Genomic DNA, 17,066 nt, shown 5'->3' with positions numbered 1-17,066 from the left:
ATCGCTCGCCCTACTGGTCGACCACGGCAAGCGCTGGGTGGTGCTTGTCGAGGTGGCGCTTGATGATCTTCAGGTTGCGGGTGTTCGAGCGGAACAGGAAATCGGGAACCGCCCCGATGAACGGAATCAAGCCGAGCGCAAAGTCGATCCCGACATTGCCGAACATCCGCGCCATCTGGCCTTTCGACATACCGAGATTGCGGGCTTCCCACACCATCCAGCTTCCCATCGCTGCGCCGACGATGTCGCCGCCGATCGGCAGGAGATCGAGCAGAACGTCGAGGCCGACCTTGCGGTTGATCCCGGGAATCGTGAAAAGGCCTTCGAGCAGATGCTCCATCGCCTCGATCCGTTGGCGGACCGCTGCCGGATCCTTGCCGGCATAGCGTGCAGCGAAGTCGCCTAGCGGCGGCGGGCTCATGCGTGTCGTGTTCTGGACCATGTTACCTCAATTGGTATCGCCGCGGAGATGATTCAACGGGTGCCACGCGCGGGTGTTCCCGGTCCATGCCTTGAGGCGGGTCGATACCAGCGACCAGCGGAGCGGACGGGCGATCGGGATGAACGCCACGTCGCTGGCGAGCGCCGCATCCGCTGCCGCAATCTGTTGCGACCGCAACCGCGGGGAATCGGCATCGCGCGCCGCTTCGATCGCGATCTGCGCGACCCCGCCGCACGGCTGGCAGGCGCGCGCGACGTACCAGCGTGCGCTGTCATAGGGCGCGACCTCGTCGACCAGGCGGAGCTCGGCAGGTGCGTCCGGGCCGACGCGTTCGGGGGTGATCCCGAGCGACTGCAGCGCGGCGCCGACATAGCCGTAAAGGATCGTCGCGCCGGGTCCCGCCGGCAACGCGACGCGAACCCGGATGTCCCCCGGGTTGGCCGCCCGCCATGCGTCGATCGTCGCCCGCGGGGTCCTGTCGTTCGGCCCGAGCGCTTGCGTCCAGGGCGCGAGCGCCGGTGGTGCCGCGGAATCGAGCTGCTCGGGAAGCAATTGCGTCGTCGTGGCCCATTCGGGAGAAATCGAGGCGGTGAACCCTGCGCGGTCGACGCTGCGCGCGATCGCGGCACGGTTCGCGGGGTCGGCGAGCACGCCGTCGCGACTGGTGATCGCAAGCCCGAACAACCCGGCGGCGGGATCGAACCGCCGACTGATCGGCGGGATCCGCGTTTCGAGCACGATCGGCCAGTCGGAAAAGCCGCCGCCCAACACCCCGTCGGACAATTCGGCACGGAAGCGCGCGATCGCCATCGCGGCCCGCTCGCCGATCAGCTTGATCGTGGCATCCGCCGGCGGTTTCGCAACGTCATTGTCCGCGGCGCGGGAGGGATCGAACGCCGGACGCAAACGGGTGACGGGACCGCGTTGCGCGACGATCCGGTAGGGGCCGCTTCCGCCGGGTGCCGTGAGGCGGAAAATTGCGAGCTCGGGCTGCGCGAACAGCTTCAGGAGATCGGGGCGCGGGCGCTTCAGCCGGATCTCGATGACCTCGGGCGTCATCTCGACGATTTCGTCGATCGCAGTCAGGAACGGGGCAAGCGGGTTGCGCGACGTCGGGCCGAGCTGCCGCCGCAGGAGGCGCACGACCTCACCCGCGGAGACGGTCCGTCCATCGGGCCATTCGCTGTCGCGGAGACGGAAGATGTAGCTCATCCCGTTGTCGATCACGCTCCACCGCTCGGCAACGCCCGGCTCGATCTGGCCGGCGGCATCAAACCGGACGAGACCCTGTGCGGTCGCGTCGAGCAGGACGCGGGCAGGGGGATCCAGCACCGACCTGGCGGGATCGGCCATGCCTGGCGCGCCGCCGATCGCGCTGACGACGACGGGCCCGTCGTCGGTCCGTTCGGAACAGGCGGCAAGCAACGCGGGCAGGAGAACACATACGGCGCGAAGGCTGGGACGGAACAGAACAGGCGGCATGATGCAACTGTGCCACTCACGGCGATAACGCGCTACCCGCGATCGGCGTGGAGCGACCGCCGCCGCGCCGGGGAACCACGATCCGGGCCTTATGCCGTAAAAAGATGGTGCGGACGGCGGGACTCGAACCCGCACTCCGAAGAGGGGGATTTTAAGTCCCCTGCGTCTACCGATTTCGCCACGTCCGCTTGCGGAGACGACAAGCCGATGTCGCGGGCCACGTCAAGCGTGCGGAGACGGCAATTCCTTGAGAACCGCCGTCAAGCCAAGTCAGGCGACGTTGAGCCGAACGCGCATTTCCTTGCCGGGCTTGAAATACGGCACGCGTTTCGCCTCGACCGCGACAAGTTCGCCAGTGCGGGGGTTGCGCCCGGTGCGCGCATCTCGCGGACGGGTCGAAAAGGCACCGAAGCCGCGAAGCTCTACACGACCGCCAAGGGCGAGCCGTTTGCTGATTTCATCGAAAAAGGTCGTCACCAGCGCTTCGACATCGCGCGCGGACAGATCGGGATTCTCGCTCGCCAGCATTTCCACCAGCTCGGACCGGATCATATCGTCTTCCCTTACCCAAGACCTTCATATCCACTGTGGAATGAAGAAAGGCCGCATCGGTCTTGATTTACCGCAACTCGGCCAACGTACAAAGGCAAATTACGACGTCAAAAGTTAAGGGGGATCGTCCGTTAGAACGATCCCCCAATAGTCTTACTTCTTGGTATCGCTGTTCTGCGCCTTCAGCGCCGCGCCCAAGATGTCGCCCAGCGACGCGCCCGAGTCGGACGAGCCATACTGTGCCACGGCCTGCTTCTCTTCGGAGATCTGCATCGCCTTGATCGAGAAGGTCGGCTTCTTCGAACGGTCGAAGCCGGTCACCATCGCATCGAACTTCTGTGCGACCTGGAAACGCTCCGGTCGCTGCTCGTCACGATCGCGGCCGAGATCGGTCCGCTTGATGAAGCCCGTCGCGCCGTCGTCACCGACCTGCACTTCGAGACCGGCATCGCGCACTTCGAGCACCGTGACGGTGACGATCGCGTTCTTGTTGAGGCCCGACGACGCATTGCCGCCTGCTGCAACCGTGCCTGCCGCCGGGGCACCACGCTCGAGCTGCTTCATGCCAAGCGAGATCCGCTCCTTCTCGGCATCGATGTCGAGCACGATCGCCTGGACGACCTCACCCTTGCGATGCAGGTTGAGCGCGTCCTCGCCCGACACGCCCCAGGCGATGTCCGACATGTGGACCATGCCGTCGACGTCATTGTCGAGGCCGATGAACAGACCGAATTCGGTCGCGTTCTTGACTTCGCCTTCAACGGTCGAACCGATCGGATGCGCCTCAGCGAAGGCCTCCCACGGGTTGTTGATCGCCTGCTTGAGACCAAGCGAGATACGACGCTTGTCGGGATCGACCTCGATGACCACGACGTCGACTTCCTGCGAGGTCGAGACGATCTTGCCCGGATGGACGTTCTTCTTGGTCCAGGACATTTCGGACACGTGAACGAGGCCTTCGATGCCCGGCTCCAGCTCGACGAACGCACCATATTCGGTGATGTTCGTGACGCGGCCGGTGAGCTTGGCACCAACCGGGTACTTGGCGGCTGCACCCTCCCACGGATCGCTCTCGAGCTGCTTCATGCCGAGCGAGATACGCTGCGTGTCCTTGTTGATACGGATGATCTGAACACGGACGGTGTCGCCGATGTTGAGGACTTCCGACGGATGGCCGACACGCTTGTACGACAGATCGGTGACGTGCAGCAGGCCGTCGATGCCGCCCAGGTCAACGAACGCACCGTAATCGGTGATGTTCTTGACGACGCCGTCAATGATCTGGCCCTCGGCGAGCGACAGGATGAGGCCTGAACGCTGCTCGGCGCGGGTCTCTTCCAGGATCGCACGACGCGACACGACGATGTTGCCGCGCTTGCGGTCCATCTTGAGGATCTGGAACGGCTGCGGGATGTCCATCAGCGGGGTGACGTCGCGCACGGGGCGGATGTCGACCTGCGAACCCGGCAGGAAGGCCACGGCGCCGTTGAGGTCGACCGTGAAGCCGCCCTTGACGCGACCGAAGATAACGCCCTCGACGCGAGCCGACTTGGCGAATTCGGTTTCGAGCGTGTCCCATGCAGCTTCGCGGCGTGCGCGGTCGCGCGACAGCATCGCTTCGCCGTGGACGTTCTCGACGCGGTCGACGAACACTTCGACTTCGTCACCGACCTTGAGGTCCGCCTTCTGGCCGGGCATCGCGAATTCGCGAAGCGGCACGCGGCCTTCCGACTTGAGGCCGACGTCGATGACGGCGAGGTCGTTTTCAATTCCGGTGACGGTGCCCTTGACGACGCGGCCTTCGAAACTGTCGGCACCGCCGAGGGTCATTTCGAGAAGGGCGGCGAAATCGTCGCGGGTCGGGTTTGGCTGAGTGGCCATAAAGTGTTGCGTTCCTAAATCATGTTCCGGCCAGCCGGTTGTCTCCGGCGGTCTTGGCCAATATTGCCGCGACGGCCGAATGCCGAACGCGACATCCGCCGTTATGGATTGCGCGGAGGTGGGCAAGTCGCTTTAATGCGAAAAGGGCGCGAGAGGGCATGCCTGTCGCGCCGACCTCCGCGGGCACCGCCCGCCGGACCGGATGCCTATAGCGCAAACCGCGCTTTCAGGCAAGACGACTGGTCCTAGGCGGTCCTCGCCTCGACGATGGCGATCGCGCGCTGCACCGAGGCCTCGATCGAGAGGAAACTGGTGTCGAGGAGGGCAGCATCGTGCGCGGGCACGAGCGGCGCGGTCGTGCGGGTCGAATCCCGCAGGTCGCGCGCGCGAATGTCCGCCAGAACGCGGTCGAGACTCAACGTCGATCCGCGCTCGCGCAGCTCGGCGTGGCGGCGTTTCGCGCGGATGTTGGGGGTGGCGCGGACGAACAGCTTGGCGTTCGCGTCGGGCGCGATCACCGTGCCGATATCGCGCCCGTCGAGCACCGCGCCGCCCTCCTGATAGGCGAAGCGCTTCTGCCGGTGGAAGAGGGCTGCGCGCACCAGCGGGTGCGCCGAGACGACCGAGGCGAGCGACCCGATCTCGTCGCTGCGCAGGATGGGGTCGTTGAGCAGCGAATCGTCGAAATCGCAGGCGGCGACGGCATCCGCCTCGATGGCGGGGTCGAGTTCGAGGCTGGCGACATTGGCGGCCACCGCGCGGTACAGCAGGCCGGTGTCGAGATACGGCAGGTCGAAATGCCGTGCCAATGCACGCGCGATCGTGCCCTTGCCCGAGGCGGCGGGTCCATCGACGGCGATGATCATGCGCTGGCTCCCTGGCGTGCGACCATCATCCGCACGAGCCCGAACGCCGCGATCGCCGCCCAGGCGAGTTCGAGCGCCAGTGCGGGCAGGTTGTAATTCACCGTCAGCGACAACGCGAGCAGCGACGCGCCCGCGAAGTTGAGCAGGGTCGAAAGCAGGTCTGGCGCGGCGTTGCGCAGCGTCTGATAGGCATAGCCGGTCAGGATCGTCAGCGCGCCGACGAAGCCGATCAGGTCGGCGGTCGAAGCAGTCATTGGTCTTTGGCACCCTGAAGTTGCGCGATCTGGGCAAAGAACGCGGGGTAGCTGGTGGCGACGGGCGATATGTCGTCGAGCGTCACGGGCTTGTCGCAGGCGAGCGCGGCAACCGCCAGGCTCATCGCGATCCGGTGGTCGAGCAGCGTCGCGATCGTCGCGCCACCGGGGAGGGGCGCGCCGCCGCTGCCGTGGACGATCATGCCGTCCTCGACCTCTTCGACCCGCGCGCCGATCGCGCCCAGCGCAGCGGCCATCGCGGCGATGCGGTCCGATTCCTTGACGCGAAGTTCCTCCGCGCCGCGTGCGATCGTCGTGCCCGAGGCGAAGGCGGCGGCGACGAACAGCACGGGATATTCGTCGATCATGCTCGGCGCGAGTTCTGCGGGTACATCGATTCCCGTCAGCGCGGCATAGCGGACGCGTAAGTCGGCGACCGGTTCGCCGCCGACGTCGCGCGCGTCGCATTCCTCGATGCTCGCGCCCATCATCCGCAGCGCGGTGAACAGTCCGGCGCGAGTCGGATTGAGACCGACGTTCTCGACCACGATGTCCGATCCCGGCACCAGCGTTGCGGCGACGACGAGGAAGGCGGCGGACGACGGATCGCCGGGAACGACGATCTGCTGGGGCTTGAGCTCGGCCTCGCCGCGGAGCGAGATGATCTTGCCTTCGGGCGTTTGCTCGACGGTGACGTCGGCCCCGAACCCGCGCAGCATTCGCTCGCTATGGTCGCGCGTCGCGACGGGTTCGATCACGCGCGTGATCCCGGGGGTGTTGAGCGCGGCGAGCAGCACCGCCGACTTGACCTGTGCGGAGGCGACGGGGAGGGTGTAGGTGATCGGGATCGCCGGGCACATGCCCCGCACCATCAGCGGCAACCGTCCGCCGGGGCTGGCGGTGAATTCCGCACCCATTTGGGACAGGGGCGTGATGACCCGTCCCATCGGGCGCTTGGACAGCGACGCGTCGCCGGTGAACGTCACGGTGATCGGGTGGCTCGCGACCAGCCCCATCAGCAGCCGCGTCGAGGTGCCGCTATTGCCCATCTCCAGCGCGCCCGCGGGTTGCAGCAGGCCGCCGACCCCGACGCCGTCGATCGTCCACACGCCATCGTCGCCGCGCTCGATCGTCGCGCCCATCGCGCGCAGCGCAGCCGCAGTGGCGAGCACGTCCTCGCCCTCGAGCAGCCCCTCGACGCGGCTGGTGCCGACCGCGAGCGCGGAGAACATCAGCGCGCGGTGGCTGATCGACTTGTCGCCGGGAACGCGGACGCGTCCCGCCAGCGGGCCGGAGGGAACCAATTCGAGCGGGGTGGGGGCGGAGTGCTGCATCGGCCCTGCGCTTTGACAGTGCGCTTGCGCTATGGCAAGGCGCGCCCCACTTTGCGACGTTCGCGTTGCAAGCTCTCAAATTCAATTTTGTAGAAGGTCAAGCGGCCCATGATACAGCCGGAATGGGGCACGAAGCGTACGTGTCCGAAATGCGCCACCCGTTTCTATGATCTGGGCAAGGACGATCCCGTCACGTGCATCAATTGCGGTGCGCATTGGGAGCCCGAGCCCATCCTGAAGTCGAAGCAGCCGCTGCCGTTCGAGCAGGCCAAGCCCGAGCAGGTCAAGAAGGACGATGATCTCGCCGGCGACGACGAGGATATCGACACCGGTGAAGACGAGGAGCCCTCGCCCGACGACGAAGTCGACCTGGGTGGCGACGACGACCTCGGCGTGGAAGCGCCGGCCGTCGACGACGAGCATTGATCCGATGTCCCGGCCCGTGTGCGAATGCGCACGGGCCGGGGCGAAAAATTTGAACGATTTTCGGGCAAGCGGTCTTTCCGCGCTTGCCAACCGCGTCGGGCCTCGGTAGGGGCGACGCCTTCCCGCCGTGGACCCGCCCAGGACCGCGCAAATCGATGGGGCCGTAGCTCAGCTGGGAGAGCGTTCGCATGGCATGCGAAAGGTCAGGGGTTCGATCCCCCTCGGCTCCACCATTCGATTTCCGGGTCTTGCAACGACCCGACCGATCTTCGAAACACCTTGTCCAGCCCGCCCGGCACCGCATTGCGAAGCCGGAATCGCTGCTGTAGACGCCGCGGTCATCGGCCGTCCGGTCCATTGCTAATAGAAGTTGGGATACCATGCGCACAGTGGCGATCATCGGGACCGGCTTCGTCGCCGATCTCTACGCGGCCTCGCTGCGCACCTTTCCCGACATCACCGTCGTCGCCTGTTACGACAAGGACGCCGAGCGGCTGCAGCGGTTCTGCGCCTATTGGCATCTCCCCGCAGTCGACAGCCTCGACGCGTCGCTTTCCAGTGCGGCGACGCTGGTGCTCAACCTGACCAACCCGCATGCGCATTTCGAGGTCAGTCGGCAGGCGCTCGAGGCAGGCAAGCACGTCTATTCCGAAAAGCCGCTCAGCACGGACTTCGCCGATGCCGTCACGCTCCATCACCTGGCGAAGGAGCGCGGCCTGCAGATCGCCTCGGCCCCGTGCAGCCTGCTGAGCGAGGCGGCGCAGACGTTGCGGATGGCGGTCGAGCAGGGGCGGATCGGCGTACCCAAGCTGATCTATGCAGAGCTCGACGACGATTACATCTCGCAGGCACCGCTGACCAAGTGGAAGAGCGAATCGGGGACGCCGTGGCCGGTCGAGGACGAGCTGGTCGTCGGCTGCACGCTCGAACATGCCGGCTATTATCTGACATGGCTGATGGCGATGTTCGGGCCCGTGCGGACGACCGTTTCCGCTTCCGCGGGGCTGGCGGATGTCTCGGCGCTGACCAGTGCGCCGACCGCGCCGGATTATTCGTCCGCTACGCTGTTCTTCACAAGCGGCGTGGTTGCACGGCTGACGTGCAGCATCCTCGCGCCGCATGACCACCGCATCCGCGTGATCGGTGACCGCGGGGTCGCGAGCGTTACCGAATCGTGGAACAACCGCGCGCCGGTGCGGATCCGCACGCGGCACGTCATCCGGCGGCGGATGATCAACAGCCCGGTCGCGCGCAAGGTCGCGCCGGCGGCGTTCACGCGGCATCCTTCGGTCAAGCGGCGCGGTGCCGCCGCGATGAACTTCATGCTCGGGCCAGCCGAAATGCTCGATGCGATCGCAGCTGGTCGCGAGGCGGTGCAGGCGGGCGACTTCGCGCTGCACCTGACCGAGGTCTCGCTCGCGATCCAGTCGGCGGGGGAGAACACCGGCGCGCAGCACATGACGACCAGCTTCGTCCAGCCGCCGCTGACGCGCTGGTCGGGCCAGCGAACCGGGCAATAAGCGATGGCGCAGGATATTCGCGTCGCGGTGATCGGCACGGGCTATATCGCGCATACGATGATCGCGGCGATCGGGCATGTTTCCGGGATGCAGGTCGTCGGGGTCTGCTCGCGCACCGCCGAACGCGCGCGAATGGTTGCGGATTCGCTGGGGGTGGCAACCGCGTACGGCACGCTCGATGCCGTGCTCGCAGATCCGGCGGTGGACATGGTCTATATCGGCAACAGCACCGCGGACCATGCCGATGTCGCGATCCGCGCGCTCGAAGCGGGCAAGGCGGTGCTCGGCGAGAAGCCGTTCGCGGTCGATGCGCAAGAGGCCGAGCGGGTGGTTGCGGCGGCCCGGCGGACCGGGAAGCTGTTCATGGAGGCGGTCGCTACGCCGTTCCTGCCGGCCGTTCGCGCAGCGCTCGACCAGGCAGCGTCGGGTGGCCTTGGAACGGTACGGCATCTCTCCGCCAGTTTCGGCTATCCCGCCTCGACGACCAGCCATCCGGGCCTGTATGCCGAAGCTGGTGGCGGCGTGCTGCTCGATCGCGCGATCTATCTGGTCACGCTCGCCCGGCTTGCGCTCGGACCGATCGAGCATAGCCGCGCAACGATCACGCGCGATGCCGACGGGATCGATACCGAGACGGCGCTGCTGCTGACGCATGCCGGGGGCGCGACGTCCCAGCTTACCGCGTCGCTGACGACGTTGCTTGGCAACAGCATGACGATCTCGGGCGACCGCGGCGCGGTGACGGTGTCCGCGCCGTTACTGTCGGCCGAGCAGGTCATGGCGGAAACCGCCGGACTGCCGGAGCGCCCGGCGACGTCGGCCGGGACTCACAACGCGCTCAAGGAGCGTCCGCTGGTGCGGCGTCTCGCCAGTCTGGCGCGACTGCGGAAGAACCGCTTCGTTCCGTTCGGACGTAGCCCGTACGTCCCCGAACTCGAGCATTTCCGGGATCTTTACCGCGCCCGTGCACAGGAGAGCCAGGTCCTGCCGTTGCAGCTGTCGCTGGACGTGATGCGGGTATTGGACGCGGCCCGGGACGATCGTCGATGAAGCTTGCCTATCTGCTCAATTCCTATCCGATGACGAGCACGACGTTCATCCGAGGCGAGATCGAACAGCTCGAGGCGCTCGGCCAGCCGGTGAAGCGATTCGCGGTGCGGCATTGGGAAGGGCAGTTGCTCGATCCGGGTGATATCGCGGAACAACATCGGACCGAATATCTGCTGACCGGGAACGTTGCTCGGCTCATCGGCGCGGCACTGCTCGAGCCGCTGGTCAATCTTCCGGGGCTGATGCGAACGCTGCCTGTGTTCCGCCACGTGCTTGGGCAGTCGAGCGGCGGGCTGGCGAAGAACGTCAATTACTTGCTGCAGGCGATCTACCTGCGGCGGCGCGCCCGCGCGATCGGCATCGACCATGTCCACACCCATTTCTCGACCAATGCCACGACGGTCGCGCTGCTCGCGCGGCATCTCGGCGGGCCGACGTATAGCTTCACCGTCCACGGCCCCGACGAACTGGTCGAGCCAAAACAGAACGCGCTTGGCCGGAAGGTTGCGGACTCCGCCTTTACGGTCGCGATCACGCGCTACTGCCGTGGCCGTATCCTGGAAGAAGCGGCTCGGGATGCCGACAAGGTCGAGATCATCCCGTGCGGCATCGATCTGACCCTATTCACGCCGTTACGCGAACCCGGCGAGGCCGGGCGCTTCGTGTGCGTCGGGCGGCTCTGCCCGAACAAGGCGCAGACGCTGATCCCCGCCGCAGTCGCGCTGGTCCGCGCGGAATTCCCCCACGTCATGGTCGACCTGATCGGCGACGGCGAAGATCGTCCGAAGATCGAAGCCGAGATCGCGCGGCACGACGTGCAGGACCATGTCCGCATTCTCGGCTGGGCGGATGCTGCTGGCGTGCGCAGCGCGATCGCGCGGTCCTCGGCGCTGTTGCTGCCGAGCTACGCCGAGGGGCTGCCGATCGTGTTGATGGAGTCGCTCGCGCTCGGGCGCCCGGTGCTGACGACGTCGATCGCGGGAATCCCCGAACTGGTCGACGGCGGATGCGGCTGGATCTACCCGTCGGGGTCGGTCGAAGCGATTGCCGACGCGCTTCGATCGGCGCTGCGGTCCTCGCCCGAGGCGCTGATGGCGCTGGGCGCGGAAGGTCGTCGACGGATCGAGGCGCGGCACGATGCGACCAAGTCCGCGCAGGCATTGCAGCAGAATTTCCAGGCAGTGGCGCAATTGCCCACGCCCGCCGCCCCGACCACCTGAAGCGCGCCGCTTACACCGCGTCTTCCAGCGAGAAGCGATCGTCATCCTCGTCATAGGCGAAGACCTCGGCATAGCGGCCCCAGTGCGTCACCGTGCGGAGCGTCTCGTCGGCATAGTCGGGGGACATGTGATCCTCCAGTTCATCGCGGAACCGCCGTGCGGGTGCGACATGCCCCGCGCGTTCGTCGAGGATACGGCGGATGTGCTGCGCGAGCGGCACGTGCGCGAGCAACGCGCGGGCGAACATCGCCTTGCGGTCGTCGACGTCCGCCTCGACATAGCGGCGCGCGGCGGGGGTAAGCTGAATGTCCGCGCCCTGCAGATCGGCGAAGCGCAGCAATTGCAGGGTTTCCGCCATCGGGAACAGCTCGTCGATCTCGAGCTGGAGCTGGTCCGCGAGATCGGGCAGCGCCGCGCGGCCATCGAACGGCGCGGCGTCGACTTCCTCCATCAGCCCGGCGAGCGCGTTGGTCGACACGCGGGGCAGGACCATCTGGATCCCGGAGCCGGGGAAAACGCCGTCATGCGCTGGCTCGGGCGCGGGCCGCGCGGTCATGCGCGCGTAAATGTCGTCGACCAGCGCACGGAACGCCGGGTCGAGCCGGTCACGGGGTTGCGGCAGGTCGACCGTGATCTCGGCGGCGACGCGGCCGGGGTTGGACGAGAAGACGAGGATACGGTCGCACATCAGCACCGCTTCCTCGATATTGTGGGTGACGATCAGGATCGCCTTGATCGGCATCCGCCCCTCCGCCCACAGGTCGAGCAGGTCGGTGCGCAGCGTCTCCGCGGTCAGCACGTCGAGCGCGGAGAAGGGCTCGTCCATCAGCAACAGCGACGGATTGACGACGATCGCGCGCGCGAGGCCGACGCGCTGTCGCATCCCGCCGGACAATTCCTTGGGGTAGGCGTTCTCGAACCCGTCGAGGCCGATCAGATCGATAGCGGCGAGCGCGCGGGTGCGGCGTTCCTCCGCGGGCACGCGTTGCGCCTCTAGGCCGAGTTCGACGTTCTGGAGCACCGTCAGCCACGGGAACAGCGCGAAGGTCTGGAACACCATGCTGACGCTCGGGGCTTCGCCCGCTTCGTCGGGGACGAAGGCGATGCTCCCCTCGTCGGGCTGGATCAGCCCTGCGATCGAGCGCAGCAGCGTCGATTTGCCCGAGCCCGACCGACCGAGCAGCCCGACGACTTCATTCTCTACCAGCGTCAGCGCGACATCGTCGAGCACGAGCAGCGCGCCGCTCGTCCCGCCCTTGCCGTAGCGGTGCGTCAGATGCTCGATTTCGACGAGCGGGCGGGCGGGGGCAAGCGAGGCGAGGGTGGCCATGGTGATCGGCTCCTTGAGGACTCGGGAAACAGGCTCAGGCGAGGCGCAGACGGCGGTCGGCATAAGCGTAGAGCGGGCGCCACAGCAGTCGGTTGAAGCCGATCACGAAGACCGACATCACCGCGATGCCGAGCGTCACGCGCGGGAAATCGCCTGCGGTGGTCGCCTTGGCGATGTAACTGCCAAGACCGTGCGCCTCGAGCCGTTCGCTCCCCCAGGACACCGCCTCCGCGACGATGCTCGCGTTCCACGATCCGCCCGAGGCGGTCAGCGCGCCGGTGACATAATACGGGAAGATCCCGGGGATGCCGAGCTGCCGCCACCATTGCCAGCGCCGCACGCCGAACATCCCCGCCGCCTCGCGCAGATCGTTGGGGATCGCGCTCGCGCCCGCAATGACGTTGAATAAGATGTACCACTGCGTGCCGAGCACCATCAGCGGCGACAGCCAGACGTCGACGTCGAGATGCCAGTGGACGATCGCGATCACCGCGAAGGGGAACAGCACGTTGGCGGGGAAGGCGGCGAGGAATTGCGCGACCGGCTGGAGCCGCTCGGCCCAGCGCGGGCGCAGGCCGATCCACACGCCGATCGGCACCCACACCAGGCTCGCCAGCGCGATCAGTACGAGGACGCGCGCCATGGTAATCATCCCCAGCCCGAACGCCGTGAACGCATCCTGCCACGCGAGGTGCCGCGCGACATAGCCGAGCACGAGCCAGGCAGCGGCGGCGAGCGTGACCGCGACGACCGCGATCCACACCGCTTGCCCGACCGGACTGCGCGGGGTGGTGCGAACGCTGCGCTGTGCCCGCGTCGGCGCACGGTCGAGCGCGCTCAGCAGCCGCACCAGCCCCGTCAGCGGCGCGAACAGCACCGGCAGCAGCCGCGCCTTGCGGAAGACGTCATACGCCCAGCTCCCCGGCGCATCCTGCGACGCGGTCTGTTCGAAGCGGAAGCGGTCCGCCCAGGCAACGACCGGGCGGAAGACGAGCTGGTCGTACAGCAGGATCACCACCGCCATCGCGCCGACGGCCCAGCCGACCGCGCGGAAATCCTGCCGGTCGATCGCGAGCGCGAGCCACGATCCGATCCCCGGCAGCATGATCCGCGTATTGCCGACGCTGATCGCTTCCGACGCGACGACGAAGAACCAGCCGCCCGACATCGACATCATCGCGTTCCACACCAGCGACGGGGTCGCGAAGGGCAGCTCGAGCCGCAGGAACCTGCGCCACGGCGACAGCGCGAAGCCTTGCGACACCTCCGCCAGATCGCTCGGGACCGAGCGCAGCGACTGGTAGAAGCTGAACGCCATGTTCCACGCCTGACTGGTGAAGATCGCGAAGATCGCCGCGAGTTCGACGCCGAGCTGCTGCCCCGGGAACAGCCCCATGAAGAAGGTGACGGTGAAGGTCAGGAAGCCGAGGATCGGCACCGATTGGAGGATGTCGAGCGCGGGGACGATGATCATCTCGGCGCGCTTGCTCTTGGCGGCAAGCGTTGCGACGACGAAGGTGAAGGCGAGCGACGCGCCGAGTGCGGCGAACATGCGCAGCGTGGTACGCAGCGCATAGCCGGGCAGGTTCCACGGATCGAGCGCGACGGGATCGATGTTGAGCTCGGACAGCGGCTGCGCGACCCCCGCCGCGCCCTTGGCGACGAGCACCGCAAGGGCTGCCAGCAACAGGAACGCAATCGCATCGGCCCAGCTCGGCGTCGTCGCGCGCCAGTAGCGCGAGAAGGGACGGCCGATCCAGGCGGTGTTGGCCCGGGCAATCTGGGGCATTTCACGCATGGTCTCACCTCGTTCGGACGCCGTCGACGACGCCCGGGGCGAGACTGATCGGATCAGGCTCGGCCGAACGCCTTCGACGGCGCGTACATTCGACTACTGTCGCTTGGCATTTGCTGTTTCGAGTCCCGATCTTCGGCCCTTCGGCCGGTCTGCGCCGATAGGGACGGGGGCGGAGGGTTGTCAAATGATTGAAGGCTTGGGTTGCCTGCTTGCGCTTCTGTTTCTGTTTCTGCTTCCCCGGCGGAGGCCGGGGCCCAGGAGTGGAGGTCGCTGTAACTAAGCGCAGCACGTGAAGTGCCGATGGCCCGCTCCTGGGCCCCGGCCTTCGCCGGGGAAGGGGATAGAAAGGCAGATCGGGAAGCGCAGCAAAGGAAGGTTGCAACCCCAGCCCAACTCCGCGCTTTATGGCACGCCCCGCTCCCCTATAAGCGGCACGCCAAGACACCGGAGTATGCCATGAAGACCCGCGCCGCCGTAGCCTTCGAAGCCAAGAAGCCGCTCGAGATCGTCGAGCTCGACCTGGAAGGGCCCAAGGCGGGCGAAGTGCTGGTCGAGATCATGGCGACCGGCATCTGCCATACCGATGCCTATACGCTCGACGGACTCGACAGCGAGGGCCTGTTCCCGAGCGTGCTCGGCCACGAAGGCGCTGGCATCGTCCGCGAAGTCGGGCCGGGTGTCACCTCGGTCAAGCCGGGCGACCATGTCATCCCGCTCTACACACCGGAATGCCGCCAGTGTAAGTCGTGCCTCAGCGGCAAGACCAACCTGTGCACCGCGATCCGCGCGACGCAGGGGAAGGGGCTGATGCCCGACGGTACGACGCGGTTCTCGTACAAGGGCCAGCCGATCTTCCATTACATGGGCTGCTCGACCTTCTCGAACTTCACCGTCCTCCCCGAAATCGCGGTCGCGAAGATCCGCGAGGACGCGCCGTTCAAGACGAGCTGCTACATCGGCTGCGGCGTGACGACGGGCGTCGGCGCGGTGGTCAACACCGCCAAGGTCGAGGTCGGCGATACGGTGATCGTGTTCGGGCTCGGCGGGATCGGGCTCAACGTGCTTCAGGGCGCACGGCTCGCGGGCGCGGCGAAGATCGTCGGCGTCGACATCAACCCGGATCGCGAGGAATGGGGCCGTCGCTTCGGCATGACCGACTTCGTCAACCCGAAGGACGTCAGCGGCGATCTCGTCGCGCATCTGGTCGCACTGACCGATGGCGGTGCGGATTATACGTTCGATTGCACCGGCAACACGACCGTGATGCGCCAGGCGTTGGAGGCATGCCATCGCGGGTGGGGCACATCGATCGTCATCGGCGTGGCGGAAGCGGGCAAGGAAATCAGCACGCGGCCGTTCCAGCTCGTCACCGGGCGCAACTGGCGCGGCACCGCGTTCGGCGGAGCGAAGGGGCGAACCGACGTTCCGAAGATCGTCGACTGGTACATGAACGGGATGATCGAGATCGACCCGATGATCACCCACGTCCTGACGCTCGACGAGATCAACAAGGGCTTCGACCTGATGCATTCGGGCGAAAGCATCCGCAGCGTGGTGCTGTTCTGATGGCGACGCTGAAGACCGTTTCCGCGGTCAAGGCGCATGGCGGGGTGCAGGGCGTCTACAGCCACGCCTCGACCGCGACGGGGACAGAGATGACCTTCTCGGTGTTCGTCCCCGACCATGCCGAGGACGAGACGCTGCCGGTGCTGTGGTTCCTCTCGGGGCTGACTTGCACGCAGGCGAACGTGACCGAAAAGGGCGAATTCCGCGCGGCTTGCGCGGCGCACCGCGTCATTCTGGTCGCGCCTGATACCAGCCCGCGTGGCGAGGGTGTGCCGGACGATGCCGACGGGGCGTATGACTTCGGGCTGGGCGCTGGCTTTTACGTCGATGCGACCGAGGCACCGTTTGCCGAGCATTACCGGATGTGGAGCTACGTCACCGAGGAACTCCCGGCGCTGATCGGCGAGACGTTCGCGGTGGACATGACGCGTCAGGGGATCATGGGGCATTCGATGGGCGGCCACGGCGCGCTGACGATCGGGCTGACCTTCCCGGATCGTTTTGCGGGCGTGTCGGCGTTCGCGCCGATCGTCGCGCCGTCGCAGGCGCCATGGGGGCAAAAGGCGCTCGGCGGGTATCTCGGGGATGACCGGGCTGCGTGGCGGCGGCACGATGCGGTCGCTTTGATCGAAGATGGTGCGCGGGTGCCAGCGCTGCTCGTCGATCAGGGGGAGGCGGACAATTTCCTGGCGGAACAGCTTCGTCCGGAATTGTTGCAGGCTGCGTGCGATGGGGCGGGGATCGACCTGACGCTGCGGATGCAGCCGGGGTATGACCACAGCTATTATTTTATCTCGACCTTCATGGCTGATCATGTCGCCTGGCATGCGGAGCGGCTGCGCTCTGGTTCTCTCGCGTAGGCGGGAGTCCAAGATATCCGCGCGATACGGTTGTAACTCTGGGTTCCAGCCTTCGCGGGGAAACAGCAAGAGGTCTAGGCGACTAGTTCATGGCCAAGAAGCGCACGTACCTCACCGCAACGCTCCCCGATGGCTACGTCAAGACGATCGGGCCGACGACCTCCGGCTTCACGCATTACTGGCGGATCGTCGCGACGCTCGAGAACGGCAAGAGCGAGGTTTTCTGGGGGCACACCAAGTCGCTTGCCGAGGCGAAGCGCAAGACTGCGGCCGCCGGAGAGGCGTCTAAGATGCGCGGGTGGCGGGGGTTTGCGCTTGATATTGTCGAGGTTGTTGCGACTGACCGGGGCGTCGCGGAGGGGTGATGCAACTTTAAGCCCCTCCCCTTCAGGGGAGGGGTTGGGGGTGGGGAAGTGCCTCGCAGAGAGCAATGCGCTGCTGGTCTTCCCCACCCCAACCCCTCCCCTGAAGGGGAGGGGCTAAGG

At 66.5% G+C, this 17,066-nt stretch carries 16 protein-coding genes and 2 tRNA genes; 8 read left to right on the top strand and 10 right to left on the bottom strand.

The window, feature by feature from the left end; all coding sequences use genetic code 11:
- Window positions 1-10: 10 nt before the first annotated feature.
- The 8 genes from RI03_RS10605 to aroA form a co-directional block, all read right to left on the bottom strand.
- Window positions 11-421, bottom strand: a complete 411-nt coding sequence (locus RI03_RS10605; protein WP_026046637.1) for a DUF4112 domain-containing protein — start codon at window positions 419-421, stop codon at window positions 11-13.
- 27 nt (window positions 422-448) lie between these two features.
- Entirely contained in the window at window positions 449-1,924 is a 1,476-nt protein-coding gene (locus RI03_RS10600; RefSeq protein ID WP_010217260.1) for an ABC transporter substrate-binding protein, read from the bottom strand.
- Between the two features lie 105 nt (window positions 1,925-2,029).
- Window positions 2,030-2,112, bottom strand: a tRNA-Leu gene (locus RI03_RS10595).
- Between the two features lie 82 nt (window positions 2,113-2,194).
- The gene (gene ihfB, locus RI03_RS10590; RefSeq protein WP_010164040.1) at window positions 2,195-2,476 is read right to left on the bottom strand and encodes an integration host factor subunit beta; all 282 of its coding nucleotides are present in this window, start codon (window positions 2,474-2,476) and stop codon (window positions 2,195-2,197) included.
- A 153-nt stretch (window positions 2,477-2,629) separates the two neighbouring features.
- Entirely contained in the window at window positions 2,630-4,357 is a 1,728-nt protein-coding gene (rpsA, locus tag RI03_RS10585; protein ID WP_010164039.1) for a 30S ribosomal protein S1, read from the bottom strand.
- A 245-nt stretch (window positions 4,358-4,602) separates the two neighbouring features.
- Window positions 4,603-5,223 carry a (d)CMP kinase gene (gene cmk, locus RI03_RS10580; RefSeq protein ID WP_010217259.1) on the bottom strand — a complete coding sequence of 207 codons (621 nt, stop codon included), beginning with the start codon at window positions 5,221-5,223 and terminating at the stop codon, window positions 4,603-4,605.
- On the bottom strand, window positions 5,220-5,477 hold the full coding sequence (locus RI03_RS10575) for a CBU_0592 family membrane protein (protein ID WP_010164036.1): 258 nt from the start codon (window positions 5,475-5,477) through the stop codon (window positions 5,220-5,222). Before RI03_RS10575 ends, cmk begins: the two co-directional genes overlap by 4 nt.
- Window positions 5,474-6,811: a 3-phosphoshikimate 1-carboxyvinyltransferase gene (gene aroA, locus RI03_RS10570; protein WP_010217257.1), complete on the bottom strand. Its 1,338-nt coding sequence runs from the start codon at window positions 6,809-6,811 to the stop codon at window positions 5,474-5,476. The genes RI03_RS10575 and aroA overlap by 4 nt, the downstream gene beginning before the upstream one ends.
- A 108-nt stretch (window positions 6,812-6,919) precedes the next feature.
- Between aroA and RI03_RS10565 the strand changes: the two genes are divergently transcribed.
- From RI03_RS10565 to RI03_RS10545, 5 genes are all read left to right on the top strand, one after another.
- Window positions 6,920-7,237, top strand: coding sequence for a TIGR02300 family protein (locus RI03_RS10565; protein ID WP_010217256.1), 318 nt, complete (start codon window positions 6,920-6,922; stop codon window positions 7,235-7,237).
- Window positions 7,238-7,394: 157 nt separating this feature from the next.
- Window positions 7,395-7,470: transfer RNA gene (locus RI03_RS10560), tRNA-Ala, on the top strand.
- Window positions 7,471-7,617: 147 nt separating this feature from the next.
- Window positions 7,618-8,757 carry a Gfo/Idh/MocA family protein gene (locus RI03_RS10555; protein WP_010217253.1) on the top strand — a complete coding sequence of 380 codons (1,140 nt, stop codon included), beginning with the start codon at window positions 7,618-7,620 and terminating at the stop codon, window positions 8,755-8,757.
- A gap of 3 nt (window positions 8,758-8,760) precedes the next feature.
- Window positions 8,761-9,807, top strand: coding sequence for a Gfo/Idh/MocA family protein (locus RI03_RS10550; protein WP_010217252.1), 1,047 nt, complete (start codon window positions 8,761-8,763; stop codon window positions 9,805-9,807).
- Window positions 9,804-11,027: a glycosyltransferase family 4 protein gene (locus RI03_RS10545; protein WP_010217250.1), complete on the top strand. Its 1,224-nt coding sequence runs from the start codon at window positions 9,804-9,806 to the stop codon at window positions 11,025-11,027. The genes RI03_RS10550 and RI03_RS10545 overlap by 4 nt, the downstream gene beginning before the upstream one ends.
- Window positions 11,028-11,037: 10 nt before the next feature.
- Here RI03_RS10545 and RI03_RS10540 read toward each other — a convergent pair whose 3' ends face one another.
- Complete coding sequence (locus RI03_RS10540) at window positions 11,038-12,357, bottom strand: ABC transporter ATP-binding protein (protein ID WP_010217248.1); 1,320 nt, start codon at window positions 12,355-12,357, stop codon at window positions 11,038-11,040.
- 34 nt (window positions 12,358-12,391) lie between these two features.
- Entirely contained in the window at window positions 12,392-14,146 is a 1,755-nt protein-coding gene (locus tag RI03_RS10535; RefSeq protein WP_010217247.1) for an ABC transporter permease, read from the bottom strand.
- A gap of 465 nt (window positions 14,147-14,611) precedes the next feature.
- Here RI03_RS10535 and RI03_RS10530 point away from each other — a divergent pair, with 465 nt between their 5' ends.
- The 3 genes from RI03_RS10530 to RI03_RS10520 all read left to right on the top strand — a co-directional run bounded on the left by RI03_RS10530 (window position 14,612) and on the right by RI03_RS10520 (window position 16,946).
- Window positions 14,612-15,721 (top strand): S-(hydroxymethyl)glutathione dehydrogenase/class III alcohol dehydrogenase, encoded by a 1,110-nt coding sequence (locus tag RI03_RS10530; protein ID WP_010217246.1) that lies wholly within the window; start codon window positions 14,612-14,614, stop codon window positions 15,719-15,721.
- Window positions 15,721-16,581, top strand: a complete 861-nt coding sequence (gene fghA / locus RI03_RS10525; RefSeq protein ID WP_010217244.1) for an S-formylglutathione hydrolase — start codon at window positions 15,721-15,723, stop codon at window positions 16,579-16,581. Before RI03_RS10530 ends, fghA begins: the two co-directional genes overlap by 1 nt.
- A gap of 89 nt (window positions 16,582-16,670) precedes the next feature.
- Complete coding sequence (locus RI03_RS10520) at window positions 16,671-16,946, top strand: hypothetical protein (RefSeq protein ID WP_010217243.1); 276 nt, start codon at window positions 16,671-16,673, stop codon at window positions 16,944-16,946.
- Window positions 16,947-17,066 lie beyond the last annotated feature (120 nt).

Source organism: Sphingomonas sp. PAMC 26621 (genome assembly GCF_000251145.1).
GTDB lineage: Bacteria > Pseudomonadota > Alphaproteobacteria > Sphingomonadales > Sphingomonadaceae > Sphingomonas.
Note: the sequence above shows the minus strand (reverse complement) of the source record. Positions and strands in the feature narration are given on the sequence as shown.